Annotated in this window: 25 protein-coding genes and 1 pseudogene; 5 read left to right on the plus strand and 21 right to left on the minus strand. The window is 43.6% G+C overall.

The window, feature by feature from the left end:
• Positions 1-155 (plus strand): annotated as a pseudogene (locus ACFQ3W_RS26050) (IS4 family transposase); the annotation flags it as partial.
• A gap of 342 nt (positions 156-497) precedes the next feature.
• On the opposite strand, the gene ACFQ3W_RS09890 reads toward ACFQ3W_RS26050, so the two are convergent.
• The 16 genes from ACFQ3W_RS09890 to coaD all read right to left on the minus strand — a co-directional run bounded on the left by ACFQ3W_RS09890 (position 498) and on the right by coaD (position 8,140).
• Positions 498-785, minus strand: a complete 288-nt coding sequence (locus ACFQ3W_RS09890; protein ID WP_379319067.1) for a hypothetical protein — start codon at positions 783-785, stop codon at positions 498-500.
• A 176-nt stretch (positions 786-961) separates the two neighbouring features.
• Positions 962-1,369, minus strand: coding sequence for a GNAT family N-acetyltransferase (locus ACFQ3W_RS09895; RefSeq protein WP_379319068.1), 408 nt, complete (start codon positions 1,367-1,369; stop codon positions 962-964).
• Between the two features lie 24 nt (positions 1,370-1,393).
• On the minus strand, positions 1,394-1,792 hold the full coding sequence (locus ACFQ3W_RS09900) for a DUF6508 domain-containing protein (protein ID WP_379319069.1): 399 nt from the start codon (positions 1,790-1,792) through the stop codon (positions 1,394-1,396).
• 30 nt (positions 1,793-1,822) lie between these two features.
• Positions 1,823-2,116, minus strand: coding sequence for a hypothetical protein (locus ACFQ3W_RS09905; protein WP_379319070.1), 294 nt, complete (start codon positions 2,114-2,116; stop codon positions 1,823-1,825).
• Between the two features lie 154 nt (positions 2,117-2,270).
• Positions 2,271-2,771, minus strand: coding sequence for a hypothetical protein (locus ACFQ3W_RS09910; protein WP_379319071.1), 501 nt, complete (start codon positions 2,769-2,771; stop codon positions 2,271-2,273).
• Between the two features lie 30 nt (positions 2,772-2,801).
• Entirely contained in the window at positions 2,802-3,020 is a 219-nt protein-coding gene (locus ACFQ3W_RS09915) for a DUF5316 domain-containing protein (protein WP_379319326.1), read from the minus strand.
• Between the two features lie 118 nt (positions 3,021-3,138).
• Positions 3,139-3,288: a LuxR C-terminal-related transcriptional regulator gene (locus tag ACFQ3W_RS09920; protein WP_379319327.1), complete on the minus strand. Its 150-nt coding sequence runs from the start codon at positions 3,286-3,288 to the stop codon at positions 3,139-3,141.
• Positions 3,228-3,404, minus strand: a complete 177-nt coding sequence (locus ACFQ3W_RS09925; RefSeq protein WP_379319072.1) for a hypothetical protein — start codon at positions 3,402-3,404, stop codon at positions 3,228-3,230. The genes ACFQ3W_RS09920 and ACFQ3W_RS09925 overlap by 61 nt, the downstream gene beginning before the upstream one ends.
• Before the next feature lie 54 nt (positions 3,405-3,458).
• Complete coding sequence (locus tag ACFQ3W_RS09930) at positions 3,459-3,755, minus strand: hypothetical protein (RefSeq protein ID WP_379319073.1); 297 nt, start codon at positions 3,753-3,755, stop codon at positions 3,459-3,461.
• Between the two features lie 100 nt (positions 3,756-3,855).
• Complete coding sequence (locus ACFQ3W_RS09935; protein WP_379319074.1) at positions 3,856-4,092, minus strand: hypothetical protein; 237 nt, start codon at positions 4,090-4,092, stop codon at positions 3,856-3,858.
• A gap of 17 nt (positions 4,093-4,109) precedes the next feature.
• Entirely contained in the window at positions 4,110-4,670 is a 561-nt protein-coding gene (locus tag ACFQ3W_RS09940) for an AAA family ATPase (RefSeq protein WP_379319075.1), read from the minus strand.
• A gap of 193 nt (positions 4,671-4,863) precedes the next feature.
• Positions 4,864-5,598: a GNAT family N-acetyltransferase gene (locus ACFQ3W_RS09945; protein WP_379319076.1), complete on the minus strand. Its 735-nt coding sequence runs from the start codon at positions 5,596-5,598 to the stop codon at positions 4,864-4,866.
• Between the two features lie 273 nt (positions 5,599-5,871).
• Complete coding sequence (locus ACFQ3W_RS09950; protein ID WP_379319077.1) at positions 5,872-6,486, minus strand: histidine phosphatase family protein; 615 nt, start codon at positions 6,484-6,486, stop codon at positions 5,872-5,874.
• Between the two features lie 29 nt (positions 6,487-6,515).
• Positions 6,516-7,043 (minus strand): GNAT family N-acetyltransferase, encoded by a 528-nt coding sequence (locus ACFQ3W_RS09955; protein ID WP_379319078.1) that lies wholly within the window; start codon positions 7,041-7,043, stop codon positions 6,516-6,518.
• On the minus strand, positions 7,030-7,611 hold the full coding sequence (locus tag ACFQ3W_RS09960) for an ATP-binding protein (protein WP_379319079.1): 582 nt from the start codon (positions 7,609-7,611) through the stop codon (positions 7,030-7,032). The genes ACFQ3W_RS09955 and ACFQ3W_RS09960 overlap by 14 nt, the downstream gene beginning before the upstream one ends.
• A 37-nt stretch (positions 7,612-7,648) precedes the next feature.
• Positions 7,649-8,140: a pantetheine-phosphate adenylyltransferase gene (coaD, locus tag ACFQ3W_RS09965; RefSeq protein ID WP_379319080.1), complete on the minus strand. Its 492-nt coding sequence runs from the start codon at positions 8,138-8,140 to the stop codon at positions 7,649-7,651.
• A gap of 670 nt (positions 8,141-8,810) precedes the next feature.
• On the opposite strand from coaD, the gene ACFQ3W_RS09970 reads away from it, so the two are divergent.
• The 3 genes from ACFQ3W_RS09970 to ACFQ3W_RS09980 all read left to right on the plus strand — a co-directional run bounded on the left by ACFQ3W_RS09970 (position 8,811) and on the right by ACFQ3W_RS09980 (position 14,489).
• The gene (locus ACFQ3W_RS09970) at positions 8,811-10,799 is read left to right on the plus strand and encodes a GH39 family glycosyl hydrolase (protein WP_379319081.1); all 1,989 of its coding nucleotides are present in this window, start codon (positions 8,811-8,813) and stop codon (positions 10,797-10,799) included.
• A 231-nt stretch (positions 10,800-11,030) separates the two neighbouring features.
• Positions 11,031-13,073 (plus strand): beta-glucosidase family protein, encoded by a 2,043-nt coding sequence (locus ACFQ3W_RS09975; RefSeq protein WP_379319082.1) that lies wholly within the window; start codon positions 11,031-11,033, stop codon positions 13,071-13,073.
• Positions 13,074-13,115: 42 nt separating this feature from the next.
• Positions 13,116-14,489 (plus strand): glycoside-pentoside-hexuronide (GPH):cation symporter, encoded by a 1,374-nt coding sequence (locus ACFQ3W_RS09980; protein ID WP_379319083.1) that lies wholly within the window; start codon positions 13,116-13,118, stop codon positions 14,487-14,489.
• 88 nt (positions 14,490-14,577) lie between these two features.
• Here ACFQ3W_RS09980 and ACFQ3W_RS09985 read toward each other — a convergent pair whose 3' ends face one another.
• Positions 14,578-14,754, minus strand: a complete 177-nt coding sequence (locus ACFQ3W_RS09985) for a hypothetical protein (protein WP_379319084.1) — start codon at positions 14,752-14,754, stop codon at positions 14,578-14,580.
• Between the two features lie 138 nt (positions 14,755-14,892).
• Here ACFQ3W_RS09985 and ACFQ3W_RS09990 point away from each other — a divergent pair, with 138 nt between their 5' ends.
• Positions 14,893-15,696, plus strand: a complete 804-nt coding sequence (locus ACFQ3W_RS09990; protein WP_379319085.1) for a lipase family protein — start codon at positions 14,893-14,895, stop codon at positions 15,694-15,696.
• On the opposite strand, the gene ACFQ3W_RS09995 is transcribed toward ACFQ3W_RS09990, so the two are convergent.
• From ACFQ3W_RS09995 to ACFQ3W_RS10010, 4 genes are read right to left on the minus strand one after another with little or no spacing between them, the layout of a single operon-like run.
• Positions 15,693-16,400 carry a Crp/Fnr family transcriptional regulator gene (locus ACFQ3W_RS09995; protein WP_379319086.1) on the minus strand — a complete coding sequence of 236 codons (708 nt, stop codon included), beginning with the start codon at positions 16,398-16,400 and terminating at the stop codon, positions 15,693-15,695. The two genes, ACFQ3W_RS09990 and ACFQ3W_RS09995, sit on opposite strands and share 4 nt — an antisense overlap.
• 43 nt (positions 16,401-16,443) lie before the next feature.
• Positions 16,444-16,626 (minus strand): rubredoxin, encoded by a 183-nt coding sequence (gene rd, locus ACFQ3W_RS10000; RefSeq protein WP_379319087.1) that lies wholly within the window; start codon positions 16,624-16,626, stop codon positions 16,444-16,446.
• Between the two features lie 25 nt (positions 16,627-16,651).
• Entirely contained in the window at positions 16,652-17,878 is a 1,227-nt protein-coding gene (locus ACFQ3W_RS10005; protein ID WP_379319088.1) for an NAD(P)/FAD-dependent oxidoreductase, read from the minus strand.
• Between the two features lie 15 nt (positions 17,879-17,893).
• Positions 17,894-19,129: an FprA family A-type flavoprotein gene (locus ACFQ3W_RS10010; protein ID WP_379319089.1), complete on the minus strand. Its 1,236-nt coding sequence runs from the start codon at positions 19,127-19,129 to the stop codon at positions 17,894-17,896.
• Positions 19,130-19,376: the final 247 nt, after the last annotated feature.

Here is a 19,376-nt window from a genome sequence, read left to right on the forward strand (position 1 = left end):
CCGCACTTCAACAACTCATGAGTTTATTTATCGAAATGTCCCAAGCTAAAACGAAGAAGAACAAAACAGCTGTTTTTTGTCAACTACAGGACTGGATCTCTGGTTTGCCCAGCTATATCAAGGGTTTGTTTGGAGATTCGAGCTGCGAAAGTTGAGATTATTATTAACAATACACAAATGTTGGTCAGAGCCATATGTCACACGAAGCGGCTCTCTAGCCTTAATCAATTTTAGATAGGCGACATGGCCCCTAAAATGTTCACCATCGATGAAAACACACTTGTAATCCTTCTCAAGAATTCTTGACCAATCTGGACGGTCAGCATATTTTATTTTCACGGAACTTTCCTCCGAATCCAACAAATTAACCCCAATCTTGGTTCATTTATCGTAATTTTCCTTTGTCTCACCAAGTATCTGAACATAATTTTCCATATTAAAATTCTCAATGAACTTTTTTTGATCTTCAAAAGGTAAGTAGTAGCATTCAAATATTTCTATTCCGAGTGCATTTGCTTATAGAGCCGATGATTTCCATCAATTAACTTTTGCCTTTTCAGCTCCAATTCGATAATTATTCCCGGTTCTGAAATATCGGTTGTCATAGCATACTCCACATTGATATTTGACGGGTTGTAAGCAATAAGTTGTTTTGTACTATATTGTAGAATTGGAGGTTTTAAGTTTGGCAGTTCCCTTCTTATTGCATTTATATCCCAAAGAAGTTGAACCGAATGACTTCCAAAGCAATACTTTTGTTGAAAATCCGGAACTTTTTTTACCATCTCTTTAGGTTCCTTTCATTCACTGGATGTATTTTTTTGAACAGTCCTTTATCCTAGACTTCTGGAATAAAAAAAACGACACACACCTAAGATCGCTCTTATCCTCGGCCGGGTCGTTTGTTGTGTGAGCCTTATATGATATTATTACGTCCAAGGGTTAGCTGATTTAAATGCCCCTAGAGACTTTTGGTCAAAATAATCTCGAGCGGATCAGCCTCTTGCAATAAACACCCGGCATCCTTGTAACCAAGCTTTCTATAGAAGTGCTGAGCCTCTTCATTGGATTGCGTCGAAGTCATGACTACGCTGAAGCCTTTCTCTCTCATTAGCTCTTCCCAATGAAGAACGATCTGCTTGCCATACCCCCGCCCCCGGTACTCTTCATCAAGCCATAACATATTCATAAACGGAGTGTTGTCCCAAAAGTATCCAAACCTCATCCAGCCGATTTCTTGATTCTCATCCCCGCGCAGAATAAAAATCTCTTGCTCGTTAATTTTTGGTCTGATGAGTGCCTCAACAATATGTTTGTCTCTAGCAACGATGTATTTGTAATCCGATGCTGTTGCAAATTGTATTTTCATGGATATTTGCCACGTCCCTTTAATTTACTCATGACTATCCTTTAATTCTTGCAGTCTTAACAAAACATCCCTGATATGTCCTTTCAAAATAGCACTAATGAACAGCCCTTCATTAAACCGATCTCCTCGTATGTAGCTCGTCATCAATTTTCGGAGAGTATCCAAATCTGAACTCATGATTTTGTCATGGATATCGTTATCCAAATCCTTAAATTCCTCATGGTCTGAAAGCCATTCATGCCAATTAAAAACCATCAAGAATCCAGTTTGATTCAGTTCCTCCCGAAACTTGCGAACCTCTTCACTTTCAGCCATATACCCATTAATGACACGATAAAAAGTACTGTTGGAGTCCTGAAAATAAGGAAGAAATCCTAGCAATTTCTTAATCTCTTCATGCGTAATAACCGCATCATATGGCATGCTATTTACCCTCACTATTTTAAATAAGTATCAAGGCTCTATCTTCATTATTTCGATCAAGCCGACCAAGGAATCCGCCAACTTCCCGTTCGGATCTTCTTCTAAATTGCCAAAGTAGCCGTATTCCGGATCAATCCATTCCATCCCTCCGGTTTGATTGTTGAAGAGCACTAGAATATCCCCAATATTAGTATATATCGAACCGATCCAAAATCTCTGACCAAAGTCATAGTCACCCGTCCAAGCATTGAAGCTATGCATAATATGCTCATTCAAATCTTCGCTTTTCATTAATCCTTGAAGAGTAATTTCAAGCTCGTCCACTTCATTAAACTCAAACCAATTCCCCCACTTTTCCGTTGGCGGTACTTGAGAAGACGCGATCGCTCCTTCAATTTTATTAAAAAAATAGCAAGCATAATACTCTTTAAGGTCACTGTGAATAATGAACCCAAGCTCTCGCTCAACCTCTTTAAAATCAAGGCTCGCTGTATTTTCGGATAGCTGATAAACGCTGCCAAACGTCTCTCAGTATTTCACACGCTTCCGCAGAAAGATATGACGAAACATCTGTGTAGAGAGAATCAAATACTTTTTTCTCATCATCCATCGGCAACGATCCGTCCCAAAGGTCTTGTGGAAAGTACTTCTCATTAGAGCTATGCGCACACTGATAAATAAAATAATACAGCGTCCATATGAGCACACTCGTTGGCGTTTCATATTTAGCCGAACATTCATAGGTAGCTATAAAATTAAAACAACCATTTTCCCTTTCATCGTCATTACATAATTCATAAGGCACTTCCCAATTGACCTTACTACCTGCTAACCAGTCATATCCCAAGCTTATGATGGTTCTAAACCGTTCAAAGGCTATATCATACATGCCATCGTTAAATTCGTGTTCAAAATAATATAATGTCTGTTCCGCATAAGCTAGACATATTACTACCCTGTCTTCGATGCTTAGATCCATGATATCTCTCAAAGAGTTACTCCCTCCGTTCTATACACCCCATATCAAGTACATGATTAGAGCCGTAATTAGAAAAGGCAGACCAAATACAAAGACTACTGACGAATACTTGTTTCGGAAGCTCTTGTCCTCATTTGTTTCAATACTTTGGTTTGCCCGGGTTCGATCTCCGCTGATAAAGGCCCCTGAGAGGACCCCTGCCAATAGCCATGAGATTCCTCCTATACCTGCAGTAACTTTTATGGCCATTCCCCAATCACTAATTAGTCCGAAAAACAGGGCGGAAAACACTCCTAAAACTGCTCCGATCACAAAAGTTCTTATCTCTATCCCTCCCAACTAAGTAAAAGAACATCATAACCTACTCTTATCTCTGAGCGCCTACGATCCCCAATTTATAGCCTTTCGCAACTGCGCCAACCCGCGACTTGACCCCTAGCTTCTGGAGAATCGCTGTCAGGTGATATTCCGCCGTACGCTGGCTGATCGCCAGGTCATGGGCAAGACAGCGCAGGATAGATAAAACAGAATTTCTTTACGGCTTTTTGCCTCATGCTGGCGAAGAAAGCTCTCATATTCGGGGTCGGATTTCACAAATAAAGCGGTAACTCTACGGATCCAGGCGGTTTTCATAACGAACACTCCTCGTGTTGAATAATCTGTACACAAGGAGATTAGCGCGGCTGTTTAAATTACATCCGTATATTCAATGATTTTTTTTGCATATGTATCCCAATCTCTAGCATCCGTATTAATTTCCAGCATAGGTACTTTGGACAACTTGGCTTGCTCTCTTAATTGGTTTTGGGTTTCTATAAATTCTTGACATGCTTTCAGTAGATCGTCATTCGACTTTTCCTTCCAGAACGCTGCATCTCTACTTAGTATTCTTTCCTTAACAATATCATCTGAAATCGTCAATAATACACACTTGGCATTGAGGTCAACTAGATTCTGTTCGAGTTCCTTAATTTCATGTCCCAACGAATCGCTAAAGGCAACTCTGTGATTCAGATGAAATCGCTCGAAGACAAAAAACAATCCTCTAGATTTACGAGAAAATGGACCTAAACCGATCGCCCATTCATTTAATTTTTTTTAACATTTCTACTCTTTCCTGTAACAGCTTCATGTGATCTGATCGATTTAATGATTGGAAATCCCCATTCACATTGTTTAAAATTTGCGTGTAGTGTTCTCCCAGGACAATAAGGCTGCGTTCAGCATTTTCGTCTTTTGCCATCATCATTTTGATGTTTGTTAATAGCGAGGTCTTCCCGGAATTTGAATAACCCTCAAGGATGATCCCTCGAATATGCATTGGCCAATCCCTCCCCTCTAAAAATGAAACCGATCTTTGATCATATCCGCTACGACTTCTGGTTCTATCCCCGTATTATTTATCCGGATATAGTTCGGCTTAGTAATTTCTCCAGGCAGCGAGTTCAGACGATACTTTTCGTGAGTAGTAATGAGGTCTGTTTCTGATTTTTCAACATTTCGCTTAGACGGCTTGTGTTCTAGCCTATTTTCCGTTTTATTCCGCTTCATTCTTTCTTCAAGATCTGCTTCCAGCTCAACAAAATAGACGGTTCCGCCCCTTGATTCAAATAATTTCGAAATCTGCTCAATATAGTCCCAATCGGCTTGAAGATCAAAGGCCCACACATAGGTGAATATGAGGCCCTCTAGATCACTCTGTGAAACCTCCTCAAAAATCTCCCGTCTTACCAGGCTTACTAAATGTTTCCCAGAAGGGGTTCCATAATCAAAAAACTGTGAAACAAAATCAATGGACATATGATTATGAAATAATTTAAAGTTCGTTTTTGCAGCTAGATGCTGCCCAACCGTCATTTTTCCTACTGCCTGCGGGCCGAAAATAATCACGAAATTCATAGATGATACCTCCTTAAAGAGAATAGTCGGGCAATCTTCTCTTGAACGATCAGTCATTTTTTGAAAAATGAGCTTTGGCAATCAACTAAAAGAAACAGCGGCGAACCAATCCTTAAAAAATAAAGCCTTTGACTGGCGCGGGTGTCATTCTACTAAAGTTATTCGATAGTTGAAGCTTCTTGAGATACAATTACTATTCAAACCCTTCAAAATTGCATCGCCAATCAGTCACCCATGCGGGAAAATACCCTAATCGGTGAGCTACTCTCTGTGAGGCAAGGTTACTGGCGATTACGTCATAGCCCGGTATCTCTCCACGTTCCAATATTTCAAAAGTTAACCTGTTTACAAGATAACTAGCCAATCCCAAATTACGATATTTGGGTAATACTTCTATGCCAATTTGCCACAGTTTTGCACAAGTTTTGCTTGCTCCTGCCACACCAACAATTTCCCCACCTTGCTTTGCAAGAACAGCTAGATCAGTCTGCCATGGAAGATTCGTATCATATATAATAGCTTCATTGAATCTTGTAACATCGAATAAACTAACCACTTCTTCTCGCTGAATCAGTTCAAATGAAAAAAAATTTGGCGGTGAAACTGGCTTTATTCTTTTTACATCAGGCAGAAAATGCAAGTAAAGACCTCTTATAAATGGTAAGGAGAATAAGGTATCCCTGTTTTTGCCCTGCATCTGTGTTTTGGCAATTAACAACCGTTCGGGTGTAGCCGATACTACAATTGATTTTCCCATAGACAGAATTTCGAAATAACGTGCCTTCCTCGGAAATGGCCTGCGTCCGGGATTTTCTTTAGCTTCAACAAAAATAATGCTATCCTTTTCGCAGTTCAGGTCATCGATAGAGCAATTCAGGTCAATGGCAAGTTGCGATTGCACAATGAACAGCATTTCATTTTGAGTCATAATCATCATCGTTACCCTGCCTTTCGCTTCGGAGGCGCAACGGAGTGCCTTTGTTCTTTAGATACTTCCTAGTTGTTAAATTTGGAGTAATCATACAAGCCTTCTCCCTTGATTCCTCATCGTTTTGCGCCGCGGTCGCATAAATAACATATAGTTTTCACCAGTAAAATAATAGACTTATGTCGAATTTTTTATATACTACTATTTATCTATGGCTTTTTACGATCTGCCGAAGCTTAAATTGTGCTTATGCCTATGAATAGCAAGATACCATCAATTCAAATGCCTCGTATCATTTACTCCAGTGATTTTCCACCTATCTTGTCTCTTCTCAACAGTATGCACACTTGTATTATCAATTGGGTAAAATTCAGATTTATTCGTCCATTCGCGACCCTCTAAATAATAGTACAAAACATTTATTACTCCACCATGTGTAACTAATAAAACATTCGGTCCAATTTCGTTATGTTCAAGCTTCTTACATAGCTCGTCAAAAGATTCACAAATTCTGTTATAAAAAATACTAGGAGACTCCCCGCCAGCAAAGGAAGTATTCATTTGAAGCGTATTGAAATAAACACCTGGGTACTTCACTTCAGCTTCATTATTTGGCATACCGGCCAAATGTCCATTGTTCATTTCTCTCCACTCTTCAAGATAAAGTGTTTTTACCTGTAGAATTTGCTCTATCTCTTTCGTTGTTTGAACGGCACGAGGGAGATCACTACTAATTATCGTATGTATCCCGTAATGTTGGTCATTATTTTTTATGTGCTTAGCTAGTTTTTGAGATTGGATAATGCCCTGATCGGTTAATCCTCGTTGGCTCCATCCACCACGAAACCCTTCTTCATCCATGCCATGACGAACTAAATATATTTTCAAGGGAGATCCCCCCATACTCTTATTAGATTTCAAAGTTTTCGGATCATATGTATGTCCTTCGGTTCACGCTCAAACAATTCTTGATCCACTTCTCCCGTCAGCACACTGCCCGTACTTCTATAAAAATTGACCGCGGATTCTGTTTCCGTAGATGAAATATACAAGGATTTAGCTCCCCGTTTTTTAGCTTCACGACTTAGCTCATCCATTAGCCGAGTAGCAATCCCTTGTCTTCTATAGTTTCTGGATACGTACATAAGGTCCACTTGTAGCTGATCCTGGTTTTCCCCTCTAAATTGATGTGCCAGTACAGCAAATCCTACCAGAAGCTCTTTATCAAATGCCCCGTACGCTTTACCACCGTTATTAAGTTCAAATTGAAATCTAGCTTTCAGTTCTGTTAATTGCTCTTGATTCCAACTTGGGCACTCGTGGCCTACTGCCACTTCAACGATTTCGCCATGCTGCATCTCATAAATGAGGTCAATTTGTTCCGACCGGTCAATGTCTTTCAGATTTTCAACGTCATTACTGCTTAGCTCCCTATAAAAAATCATTCGGACGAACCTCCAAATCAATTTGCCTTAAATGTTCAATAACCTTATCCACACGATCTGCAACTGTAGATTCAATATCCCCTTCGATCCGAAATACCGGGCATTTTAATTCCGAAATCCACTTTTCATGTGAAACCTTACTTCTTATTTCCATTCCTCCGTTATCATATTGCGATGCCCAATCCAAAAATTTTATGCTTTCCTCATATCTCTTTCCTCCGACGTCAATCTCTTTCCCATAGCGCTCTTTTTCCCGGTGTTTTAGTCGTTCCATTCGTATTTCGCCTGGAATCCACAAAAAAATCACTAAATCAAAATAGGGGATGAAAATATCCCCCCATCCACACAAAGAACCAGTTAGTATCCATTTTTCATGGGATACAAGATCGTTTCTCATCAGGTCAAACCGTTCACTCACATTTCGCTTTTGAGTAAAAGGGTTTTCCGTAGGCAGCCAGAAATAGTTATCCGTATCAAAATGTGGCCACATCAATCTCTTGGACAATTCATTTCCAAGTGTAGTTGTCCCAGACCCAGAACCCCCTAGAATGTGTATTCGATTGATCATCGTCTTCACCACCTGTTAATGTATTCTGAATCCAGTATCATCTCTCCTTCCATAAGTCCAGTGAATTTATATACTCCACTGCTTCGGGAACCATATAATTTGAGATTAAATGCATATTATGGGTGTCAATAAACATCCTTACTAATGAACTACTTGTGCTCATTTGTTCTGTTTTAGGCGTAAAGTATACCGTACCAGCATTACTGGCTAAGCTGTTAAAGTGCTCCAATTTGATTTCATAATCCAAATCGGCTGATCCCCTGATCCCGCGAATAATCATATCGATTTGTTCGTCCCTTATGTAATCAACAACCAGTCCTGAATAACACTTAACACGAATTGCCTCTCCTAAATGTGCTACGGACATTTTCGCGATATTTAATCTTTGCTCAGGATTAAACATGTATTTTTTTGAACGATTATTCGCAATCACAACATCAATATGGTCAAAAAGCTTTGCTGCTCTTTCCAAAATACCTAAATGTCCCAATGTAAAGGGGTCGAATGAGCCCGGGTATATGGCTTTCATATCCATCTCCTAATGTAAATTTAGTAATCACAGCAAAAATAAAAAACATCATGGCCCTCTCTCTTCACGGAGTTCCTGATGTCTTGGCTAGTTCTGCTATTCGTTTTACTTTTATAGTAAAAATTTCTGATGCATAAATATCATTGCAAATGAAGCAGGTATGGACTAATGATTAATCATTGGAGGTGTTGTTGATTTGAAGAATTCCCTTGCGCATATTCCGTATCGACCGGGATGTCCTATACATTTTAGGATTAATGATTATAATTCCGAGGAGTTTCATCAACACTCCGGCCTGGAAATGATATGGCTTTTGAGTGGCAAACTGAAGGCATCCATCGGGCAAAGTGATTATTTTTTACAAGAAAACGACCTACTTTTAATTAACCATTTCGAATCCCATCGGACAATTCCACAAGCATCAAATACTCATTTTGTTCAATTGCACATGGATAGTCTTTATATTTATAAATATTACCACAATTTTTACAACCTGTTTTACGATTTAAAGTCGTTCAAAAATAGTAAAGACAATCAAAATCCGTATGATGTTATACGCATTTTGATTAGTCATTTAATGACTGGGACAAACGAACAAATAACAGAAAAAAATAATGATATTCATCGATTGCTAGGCTACTTAACGTCTCGTTTTAGTAGACAGATCCTTTTGGCGGAACCGGAAAACCGTGTCTCCAATAAAGATTCCAATATCGTCCAGCAGATATTAAAACGAGTGGAACTAGATTTCAAAGGGAAAATTACGCTAAATGAAATTGCCCTGGAACAGCACTATAACGCATCCTATTTGTCAGACATATTCAGAAAAAATGTTGGGGTTACCTTTAAAACGTATTTGGATGAAATCCGGATGCGGTATTCCTTATTCCTGCTGCAGAACCCGGAAGCCTCCATTACGAATATTGCCCTGTCTTCAGGCTTTAGTGATGAAAAAAGCTATTATAAAGCCATAAAAAATAAATTTTCGGCGACCCCCTTGCAGCTGCGTAAAAAGCTCCAGGAGTGGAATGACGAAGGTATCTCTTTCATTGATTCTTTGGATAGACAATATATTCATCACTATGCATCCCTTCCTCTCGCGCCAAATACCCTTGAAGAAAATACGGTCCAAACCACGATCGTGAAGGATATTCGGACGGATGGATATGAATTGAAGCCGGTGTGGAATAAAATCATCAACATCGGATCTGCTTATACGCTATTGAACCAAAACATACGCGATCAAATCAAAGAAATGCAGGAAGAAATCGAACTGGAATATATCCGTTTTGAAGGCCTTTTTAATCAGGAAATGGATGTGGTCCAAAAGGATCGAGACGGTCTAAAATTCAATTGGAAATTTATTAACAACATTCTGGATTATATACGGGACATTGAGCTTAAGCCCTTCATCTGCTTGAGCTATATGCCTCTATTATTCGCCAGCAAAAGCAGCAGCTTCTTTAATTATCAAGGAAACACCTCTCCCCCCAAAGAAATGAGTCAATGGCTTTCCCTTGTTCAGTCCTTTATGATGAACTGCATTAATCGTTATGGTCGCGATACCGTGTCTAAATGGTATTTTCAAATATGGACCGAGTTTCCTGTGCATGATATTCATTGGAGCGGTACGCTTGAACAGTTTTTCGAATTATATAAACAAACGGCGTTACTGATTAAGGGAATATCTCCATCGCTAAAGGTAGGACCTGCAGCGGAAAATTTCCATACGGACGAGCATATTTCCGAAAAGCTGCTTGATTTCTGCCAGCAGAATGAAGTGCCAATCGATTTTTACAGCTGCAATATTTACCATAATCGCGTGAAATTTAATGAATGGCTGGATCGGTCCATCACAAGCCCTGTTGATATTAAATCAATTCCTTTTCAATATGAAGATAAAAATCACACCAAAAATATGCTGGAAAAGATGCACCGAATACTAAAAACCCACTATCCGAAGGATATTGAATTTATAGTTACACGTTGGAACTTTAGCTGGGATGTGACGAACCTTCTTCATGATACGGCCTTTATGGCCACTTTTATCATCGAAAACATGCTTGATCCATCGGCGACACATGCCAAAGCGATCGGTTTCTTGACGGCTTCCGATATACTTTATGAATGGGATATTAAGAGCACTCCCTTTTTCGGCGGTACGGGATTGGTCAATACGGAAGGAATCAAGAAATCGGCCTACTATGCCTTCGCCTTCTTATCGAAGTTAGGAGGTACCGTATTTGCCAAAGGCAAAAATTATATCATGACCAAGCAAGGGGAAAATATTCAAATCCTAGTGTATAACCACACGTATCCTAACCAATTGTTTATGAAGGGACAGCAGGCGGATCAACAATCTTATGATATTTTTGAGGAATCCAATGATTTGTCCTTAAATATCCATCTTCAAAATATTTACGGAACGTATAAATGCAAGCAGTACAGCCTTAACCGGAATCATGGGTCCGCTTATGATGAATGGATTCGCATGGGCGAATACGTCGATCTGGATTATGAAGAAACGGATTATCTAAAAAAAATATCCCGGCCTTCGCTGCAGCTAAAGCAGCTTACATTAACCGGTGATTTCCATCTTTCATTACATGTGCCGGTTCACGGCATCGAATGCATCATTTTAAATAAGTTCTACAACTGAGCCAAGAAAATGCCCCTTTTATAAGGGGCTATTCCTTGGCTTTTTTATATCTGCGCGAGAAAATCTTATAGTTCTCTTTTTATCTGCCTATCACTCACCTAAGAAACGGGAAGGAATCCCTGACCGATCCGATCTAAAATGAACCTACAATATTTATTAAGCCTTTATTGCTCACGGTTAGTTGAAAGCGGTTTTATAAATATTGGAAAAATCGATTGGAGGAATAATTCGATGAAGGTGGATAAACCGTATCGCTTGTCTTATACCGCGAAGGCGAAGAAAATCGTAAGTCAAATGAGTCTGGAAGAAAAAGTGCATTTAATGAGCGGCAAAGTGTCTATGGAGCAGATGCTGGATGATTTTAAAGTAAGACACTACAACTGGATTCCCTACCCCGCCGGCGGGAATGACCATCTAGGCGTTCCTGAATTGAAATTTGTCGACGGGCCTCGCGGGGTCGTGTCCGGGAATAGCACATGTTTCCCGGTGGCTATGGCAAGGGGCGCTTCCTTCGAACCGGCTCTTGAACAGCGCATAGGTCATGCGATTGGCAAAGAGGTTCGAGCACAGGGCGGCAATTTCTTTGGCGGTGTTTGTATTAACCTCCCTTATAACCCGGGTTGGGGAAGAAGCCAGGAAGTATACGGCGAGGATTCCTTCCATCTGGGAGCCATGGGGTCCTCTTTGGTCAAAGGGGTGCAGGGCGAAAATGTCATTGCCTGCGTCAAGCATTATGCTTTTAATAGTATGGAATGCGCTCGTTTTACGGTAAGTGTAACCGCTGACAAACGAACAGAACGCGAAGTATTTTTATCCCACTTTAAGGATTGTGTGGATGCAGGCGCCGGCAGTATCATGAGTGCCTACAACATGTACCATGGAACCCATTGCGGTCATCATGACTATTTGCTCAATCAGGTCTTGAAAGAGGAATGGGATTTTGACGGCATGGTGATCAGCGATTTTGCGTGGGGCGTGAAAGATACGGTTGAAGCTGCTAATGGTGGCATGGATGTTGAAATGTGCCATACGAAGTTTTTTGGCGACAAGCTGGTTGAAGCCGTAAGAAACGGTCAAGTCAGCGAAGAAAAAATAGATAAAGCGGCCCTAAGAATCGTACGTACCTTGCTTGCATTTACTGAGGCGGACCAAAAGACGTATGGCAAGGAGCTCATTGCGTGTAAAGAACACATTGCTTTGGCTTTGGAAGCTGCCGAGAAAGCTATGACTCTGATGAAAAATGATCATCATGTCCTGCCTTTCTCGAAGACAGAAACAAAACGCATCGCGGTCATCGGACAGCTTGGCAACATTGGAAATATTGGCGACCACGGTTCAAGCCGGGTATTCCCTCCTTATATTGTTACGCCGCTTGAAGGAATTAAGCGCTTACTTCCTAATGCTGAGGTTATTTTCGATAACGGGGATGACCTGGGACAAGCGAAGAACCTGGCAAAATCCGCCGATGCCGTTGTTTTCGTTGTAGGATATGACCACGATGATGAGGGCGAATCCGTCACGAACGAGGATGCCGATTTTAAGGAAGGCGGAGACCGTAAACATGGCCTTGGCCTGCATTCCAAAGATATTGATTTGATCAAAACCGTTGGACCTGTAAACCATAACTCCGTGGCCGTCCTTATTGGCGGAAATATGATCATGATTGATGAATGGAAGCAAAGCGTCTCCTCCATCCTAATGGCTTATTACCCCGGCATGGAAGGCGGAACCGCCATCGCGAAAACGCTGTTTGGCGACGTCAATCCAGGCGGTAAATTGCCATTTGTCGTACCGACAAGCGAAAGTCATCTTCCTAAAGTAGACTGGGATGCGACGGAGATTAAATACGACTATTACCATGGCTATGCCAAATTGGACAAAGAAGGCCATGCTCCTTCCCTGCCATATGGGTTCGGGTTATCTTATACCGAATTTGCGCTTTCCAATGCTTCCTTCAAAGTTGTGGACGATCAAATCATCGCCACTTGCGAGGTTGAAAATACAGGGAAAGTTACAGGTGACGAAGTCGTTCAAATGTATGTCGGGTTCAGTAACTCCAAGATTGACCGACCTGTAAAAGTGCTGCGCGGATTTGAACGGGTCACCCTGAAACCAGGTCAAAAAGAAAAAGTGGAAATCGCCTGCCCGATTGAAAAAATCAAATGGTTCAATCCTGCTACCAACGCGTGGGAGCTTGAAAAGATCGCCTATGACGTGTGCATCGGAAACAGCAGCGCGGAAAAGGATCTGCTTAAAGGTAGTATCAGCTTGTAGGGCATCAAACTACTAAAATGTTTCGATCTGGAGGGGGCAGCAATGTCAATGGCAATGGACAAGGTTATGCCGGAACAGTCTAATCAAAAGTTATCCTTATTAGAAAAAGTAAGCTACGGTTTGGGAGATACAGCATCCAACTTAATTTACGCGGTAGTTACGACTTATTTGACCTTCTATTTTACGGATGTCTATGGAATTGGTGCTGCGGCCGTAGGTACGCTACTGCTGGTTGCAAGACTTGTCGATATGCTGGATAGTCCGATATTCGGCATCTTTATTGATAAAACGCATACGAGATGGGGAAAATCCAGACCGTGGATATTATGGTCATGTTTTCCGTTTACCATCGTAACTATCCTGCTGTTTATGGGACCCGAGTTAAGCGCTTCCGGGAAATTGGTTTACGCCTATATTTTCTATATTGCTTCCAATGTATTATATACAGCCGTGAATAATCCATTAACGACCCTGCTGCCTAGCTTGTCCAGCGATATTCAAGAAAGAACGGTAGCCAACTCCTTCCGGATGTTCGGTGGGCAATTCGGTGGATTGCTTGTAAACCTGACTTTATTGCCGCTAGTTGGATTTTTAGGGAATGGGGATCAGCAAAAAGGGTTCTTCCATACGATGATACTTTTTGGTGCAATTGGATTAATCATGTTCTTGATCACCTTTTTTAACACCAGAGAACGGGTTCAGGATAAATCAGGCGGGAAATCATTGCCGATAAAAGAAAGTGTAAAAGCGATTAAGGGCAATAAGCCGTGGATTGCGGGGATTTTGCTGGGTGTCGTATTTTTCATCTTGTACGTCGTTAAATTGTCGTCAGGCATCTACTTTATTACCTACAATCTGAATCAACCGGGTCTTGTCTCCACGGTCAATACGCTGGGTTCATTAACACTGGTAGGAATTATCTTTGTGCCGGTATTATCCAAAAAGTATAGTAAAAAAACGCTGATGATTACCGGTATGGCTATCAGCATTGTAGGACAAATCATTATTTATCTGAGCGGGCAAAGCACCGCCATGGTGCTTACCGGTACAGTCATCGGAGCTGTTGGTTTGGGATTGCCGGTAGGGCTGCTGTTTGCCCTTATCGCAGATACCGTCGACTATGGGGAATGGAAATCCGGCGTCCGCGCACAAGGCTTGCTAGCATCAACCGCCTCCGGGATTTCGATTAAACTGGGTTCCGGTCTCGGAGGAGCTATTCCGGCCTGGCTGCTGGCTGCAGGGGGTTATGTTGCCAATCAAACACAGACTCCATCCGCCCTCCGGATGATTGAAATCAGCTTTATCTGGCTGCCGATTCTGTTGTGTGTATTGTCCATTCTCATCTTGGTCTTCTTATACAAATGGGAAAAACCGCATCAAGAAATATTAGCCGAGTTGGAAGCTAGAAGAGGCTAGTTTAGACCTGTTCGTAGACAGGCGAAAAAACCGTCAATCCTTAATCAAGGATTTTGACGGTTTTTTTGCCTTAGTCCGGCAGTGCCGTTTATTCGATATAGCCTTTTTCCTTCATCGCCTCATAAGCGGCTTTTTCATTTTCATCCTTAACCTGATATTCCAGCGTACCATCTACGATCTTCGCGCAGCGGCCGCCGAACGCCTTAAGGGACTCCTTGATTTCTTTGATGTCGGCAGTTCCTTTGAATGCATAATTGACTTTCATTCGCAATCCACCTCCTAAAGAAAGAATTAGCAAAATTCAAGACTTGTCCGATATGAAAAATGTCACATGCCTGGTCACCGGGCAAGCACCAATTCCGCCTTTTGCTCATAAATCAATAGAAAGAATGGGGGAATGCGGATGCCAAACCTGCAAAATTTTGAAGAACGAGCCATCTTTCTGGCAGCCATATGCGGACAGACCTATACCCAGTTTGAGAATGAGGATGGTTCGTTTGTCATGCCCATAGGGTTTACGAATATCCATACGATTCGGGGAAAATCTTTCGGCGATATTTGGGAACGCTTCGGATTTATTCTGGAATCCCCGCAAGAAATCATCATCGCATTCCGGGGAACCAGCTCCGCGCCCAATTGGGTCTCCGACATCATCGCCTCTCAAATGAGATTCAAATATTTGAAGGAACACGTGCAAACGCACCGCGGCTTTACGAACATTTATACCTCCACCCGTGGCGGAATCCTGTCCACACTAGCCGAACTCGGGGCAGACAAGGCTCTTTACATTACCGGCCACAGCCTTGGCGCTGCGCTAGCTACCCTGTGCGCGATTGACGTTGCCGCAAACACGGCTTTTGGTTCCCCCACCCTGTTCAACTACGGGTCTCCGCGCGTCGGCAATCCCGAATTCTCGAAAGCTTTTTCCAAACATGTTCCAAACAGCTACCGTATTGCCAATCCTTTGGACATTGTCACGCACGCTCCGCCTCCCATTTATAAATTGCCCAAACGGGAAAAAAAGTACTACTACAGCCACGTCAAAACGAGATCGGTGCTCACCTTCCAAAACGGGGCCATTGGACTCAACCACGTCATCAGCAGCTATTTTGAAGAGCTGACGAAGCTGAAACCGGATTTTGCTCAAAGGATGTGCACGGCAAATCCCGGATTTTGCCCGGCTGTCAAGGAAACAATCCTAACTTAGTCGATATACTGCTCCAAAGCGGTACGATTTTTTACGAGCATTACTTTGTTCCCGATCAGCTCAATCAGGTTTAAACCTTCAAACACCGCAAACTTCCGGCTGATCGTCTCCCGCGTAACGCCGACGTAATTGGCCAGCTCTTCGCGGGACAACGGAAGATCGATATGAATGTGTCCGTCTTGAGTCTTGCCGTATTTGTCGCTCAGCTCGAGGATCATGTAGGCGATGCGAATTTCCGGATCTTTGGTCGCGAGGCTTTGGGCCAGGTTCTCGGTATGGGCGAGCCGCTTGCTGACAATCTGTAAAAGCCGGAACGCAATATCCGGATTTTCCAGGATAATCCGCTCCATGTCCGCCTTGGTCAACATGCAGATGCGGGTGTCCTTCAGTGCATAAGCGCTGAAATTGCTGCGCTCCTCACTGCTGAAGATGCTGAGCTCGCCAAAAAAATCCCCCGACGTCAGGATATGCAGTATCTGCTCCTTACCTTCCGGCGTCATTTTTGACAGCTTCACATGGCCATGCTGAATGATGTACAGCGTATCGATCGGCTGCTCCTCCATGACCAGTGGCTCTCCTTTGGCGAATTTGCGATGCTTGATCATCGAGCTGATCCGCGAGAGATCCGGGTCGCTAAGCGAAGCAAAAATCGGCACTTTACGCGTGCAGGGTTCAGCGGCATACTGACAGGAAACTTCCGGCATCTCTCTGATCCTCCTCTTGTTCAACTAAAATGCAAATACAAAGTTAAGAAGTTGCTTTCCCCTTCTCGGGTACCGGCGCAAAATGGCTTGTATCTTCGCCGCAAACCGGGCATACCCAATCATCCGGCAAATCTTCAAAGGCCGTGCCCGGAGCTACGTCTTCATCCGGATCGCCGACGGCAGGATCGTAAATATAACCGCAAGGCTGGCAAATGTATTTTTTCATGATATTCTCTCCTTATGAAATCAAATTAGTTCTGCAATCTGGCTTCGACTTCGGCCATGACGTCCGCCAGGCAGCTGCTTTGCAGATCGATGCCATCCAGACTTACGCCCTGCTCGATTGCGGCTTTGTAGGTCAGTGAAGCGGCGGCTCCTTCCCACGAGATGGCGCCAATAATTGTGTTATCTTTCACAAACAATCGCGTATAAATACCGTTTTCCTCCTCGGAAATGGTGAGGTCGCATTGCGCTTCATCAATCGTCCCCATCGAAAACAGGGACACGCCAAAGGCGTTGAACAACGTGACTGGGACGGCTCTGCGATACGCCTCGGGTTCGGCTGCCGCCATATTGTGACCGGCTACACGGCCCTGCTCCATGGCGGCGCCCCATAAGCCTTCCACCAAACCGTCGATCTCCGCAACGTCTCCCGCGGCGTACACGTCCGGCTCGCTCGTTTCCAGACAGTTGCTGACGATAATGCCGGAACCAGTCTCAATGGCGGTGTGCTGGACGAGCTTCGTATTAGGCACGATCCCAATCGAATAAACGACATGCTCGCATGCGATGACCGTCTGATCGTTAAGCACAATCTCCTGCACCGTTTCTTCCCCCGTAATCGCGGCTATGCCGCGCTGCAGAACGAGCTCTACGCCTGCGCTAAACAGGGCCTTACGCAGCCGCTCGGACGAGGCTTCGTCCAGTTGTCTTGCCATGAGGCGAGGAGCCGCTTCGATGACCGTCACCCGGTATCCGCCTTCATGGAGCGCCCAGGCCGTTTCCAGCCCCTGCACGCCGCCTCCGATGACCGCGACGCGGTCGCCTTCACATAGCTCCGCCTTCAAGCGGTCGGCATCCTGTAGCTCCCGTAGCGAATGCACCCGCTTCAATCCGGCTCCCGGCACGGGGAGAGCACGGTTGGTGGCGCCCATGCAGAGCAGCAGCTTATCGTAGGCGATCTGTTCTCCTTCCGCTGTCTCTACCAGCTTCCGGTCCATATGGAGCTGCACGGCGCGGGCAAAGCTTTTTAACGTAATGCGGTTGTCGTTATACCACTTTTCCTTCTTGATCAGCACTTTGTCGCTGTGGAGGTCCGTAAACAGACCTTTAGTCAGCTTGATCCGGTTGTAGGGCAAGCGGTTTTCCTCGCCGAGAATTGTGATATCCGCAGCGGCATCCAGATCCCGGATCGCTTTCGCAGCTTGAACGGCGGCCACGCCGCCACCGACGATGACATATTGTTTCGAGTCAGACATAAGCCTTCTCCCTCCTTACAAAGAGCTCAGCAGCAAATCGGAGACGAAGTCGGCTGCATGTTTGATTTTTTGCGCTTTTTCAGCGTCTTTCGGCGAGAAACGAACGCGAATCGGAAACTCCACATGCGTCATCCCCGTCGATTTGATCACATCCGAGGTGCTTTGCACGGTCATATTCGTTTGCTTCAAATAATCGTGAATGACCTCGATCGCTTCCCCACTCCAGCCGTAAGACCCGAACGCCGCCGCAAGCTTGCCTTCCAGATTCATCGTAAGCAGTTCTTTCAGAATTGTTTCCAGGTTGCCGATCATATCCGCATAGCGCGTGGAGCTGCCAACGAAGACGGCATCGGCTGAAATGATGCTGGCAAGAATGTCTGCCGCCGGGCTCTTGTCCGCATCCCATACCTCGGTTTCAATACCGTTTTCCGTCAGAGCATCCCGCAGCAGGTTCGCCATCTTTTTCGTATTGTTCTTGATCGTGGTGTAAACGATGGCTGCTTTCTTTCCTTGCATGGTGTCACGGCTCATGGAGTCGTATAATCCGATATATTTACGCACATCTTCCCGAAGGATAAACCCGTGGGACGGTGCGATCATTTGAATATCCAAATCCCGGACGGCATCCATCAGTGTTCTGACGTATCTGCGGTGCGGATGAATGATGGCGCTGTAATAGCCCTTGAAATCCTCGGTGATGTCAAAGCCGGCTTCGTCGTCAAACAACTGCTTTACGGCTACATGGGTGCTGAAAATATCGCATGGGAACAAAATCTTGTCCTCCACGCAATACGTGATCATCGTTTCCTCGGTGTGCAAATACGGCGTCTCCTTGAACAGGAGCGTTTTCCCGCCGATGTCCAGCGTATCCCCGTCTTTCACGATCAAAAAATTGCGTCCGTGCAGCTTGTACATTTCCTGCAGCTCCGGCACGGCAATCTCCGTGCACACGATCGTGGCATTTGTAGCTTGAGCGGCCAGTGCGGCGAGTCCGCCGGAATGGTCGGGTTCTGTATGGTTAATGACTATATAGGCAATATCCAAAGGATCAATCATGCTGCTGATGAGCTCGGCAAATTCCCGGCCGAATTCGATATCTACGGTATCGATAACTGTAGGTTTGCCGGTTTTCAGCAGATAGGAATTGTAGGTCGTTCCTTTGGCCAGCACGAGCCGATGGAAGGGAACCTCACGGTCGTCGATTTTACCTGCCCAATAAATGTCTTTCGCAATTTGAATATTTGTGTTCATAGGTTGAACCTCCCAATTGAGAATGTTAATCAGCAAACCTATTCTATAATGGCCGCCGCTCTCAAAAGAGGATTCAAATCAAATTTTGAAATTTTTCATGATTCATTTTTGAAATACCCTTATCTAATGTACTTGATTTTTCGGAGAAGGTTATGCGTGCGGTCACATCAAGATAGATGGTTTGGGCAAAAAAATCCTCCTCTGGCGATTCTAACGAATCCAGTTAACGCTATTCCGTCTATTTATG

This window comes from Paenibacillus puldeungensis, from assembly GCF_042678945.1.
GTDB classification, from domain to species: domain Bacteria; phylum Bacillota; class Bacilli; order Paenibacillales; family Paenibacillaceae; genus Fontibacillus; species Fontibacillus puldeungensis.

What these genes read in the sequence shown, in the direction of transcription:
- ACFQ3W_RS09915 (WP_379319326.1), bottom strand. Translation starts at nt 3,020, where the DNA reads ATGGCCATAAAAGTTACTGCAGGTATAGGAGGAATCTCATGGCTATTG.
- ACFQ3W_RS09945 (WP_379319076.1), bottom strand. Translation starts at nt 5,598, where the DNA reads ATGACTCAAAATGAAATGCTGTTCATTGTGCAATCGCAACTTGCCATT.
- ACFQ3W_RS09890 (WP_379319067.1), bottom strand. Translation starts at nt 785, where the DNA reads ATGGTAAAAAAAGTTCCGGATTTTCAACAAAAGTATTGCTTTGGAAGT.
- ACFQ3W_RS10005 (WP_379319088.1), bottom strand. Translation starts at nt 17,878, where the DNA reads ATGTCTGACTCGAAACAATATGTCATCGTCGGTGGCGGCGTGGCCGCC.
- ACFQ3W_RS10010 (WP_379319089.1), bottom strand. Translation starts at nt 19,129, where the DNA reads ATGAACACAAATATTCAAATTGCGAAAGACATTTATTGGGCAGGTAAA.
- ACFQ3W_RS09990 (WP_379319085.1), top strand. Translation starts at nt 14,893, where the DNA reads ATGCCAAACCTGCAAAATTTTGAAGAACGAGCCATCTTTCTGGCAGCC.
- ACFQ3W_RS09985 (WP_379319084.1), bottom strand. Translation starts at nt 14,754, where the DNA reads ATGAAAGTCAATTATGCATTCAAAGGAACTGCCGACATCAAAGAAATC.
- rd (WP_379319087.1), bottom strand. Translation starts at nt 16,626, where the DNA reads ATGAAAAAATACATTTGCCAGCCTTGCGGTTATATTTACGATCCTGCC.
- ACFQ3W_RS09910 (WP_379319071.1), bottom strand. Translation starts at nt 2,771, where the DNA reads ATGGATCTAAGCATCGAAGACAGGGTAGTAATATGTCTAGCTTATGCG.
- ACFQ3W_RS09925 (WP_379319072.1), bottom strand. Translation starts at nt 3,404, where the DNA reads ATGAAAACCGCCTGGATCCGTAGAGTTACCGCTTTATTTGTGAAATCC.
- ACFQ3W_RS09980 (WP_379319083.1), top strand. Translation starts at nt 13,116, where the DNA reads ATGTCAATGGCAATGGACAAGGTTATGCCGGAACAGTCTAATCAAAAG.
- ACFQ3W_RS09995 (WP_379319086.1), bottom strand. Translation starts at nt 16,400, where the DNA reads ATGCCGGAAGTTTCCTGTCAGTATGCCGCTGAACCCTGCACGCGTAAA.
- ACFQ3W_RS09900 (WP_379319069.1), bottom strand. Translation starts at nt 1,792, where the DNA reads ATGCCATATGATGCGGTTATTACGCATGAAGAGATTAAGAAATTGCTA.
- ACFQ3W_RS09895 (WP_379319068.1), bottom strand. Translation starts at nt 1,369, where the DNA reads ATGAAAATACAATTTGCAACAGCATCGGATTACAAATACATCGTTGCT.
- ACFQ3W_RS09960 (WP_379319079.1), bottom strand. Translation starts at nt 7,611, where the DNA reads ATGATCAATCGAATACACATTCTAGGGGGTTCTGGGTCTGGGACAACT.
- coaD (WP_379319080.1), bottom strand. Translation starts at nt 8,140, where the DNA reads ATGAAAGCCATATACCCGGGCTCATTCGACCCCTTTACATTGGGACAT.
- ACFQ3W_RS09935 (WP_379319074.1), bottom strand. Translation starts at nt 4,092, where the DNA reads ATGCATATTCGAGGGATCATCCTTGAGGGTTATTCAAATTCCGGGAAG.
- ACFQ3W_RS09940 (WP_379319075.1), bottom strand. Translation starts at nt 4,670, where the DNA reads ATGAATTTCGTGATTATTTTCGGCCCGCAGGCAGTAGGAAAAATGACG.
- ACFQ3W_RS09955 (WP_379319078.1), bottom strand. Translation starts at nt 7,043, where the DNA reads ATGATTTTTTATAGGGAGCTAAGCAGTAATGACGTTGAAAATCTGAAA.
- ACFQ3W_RS09975 (WP_379319082.1), top strand. Translation starts at nt 11,031, where the DNA reads ATGAAGGTGGATAAACCGTATCGCTTGTCTTATACCGCGAAGGCGAAG.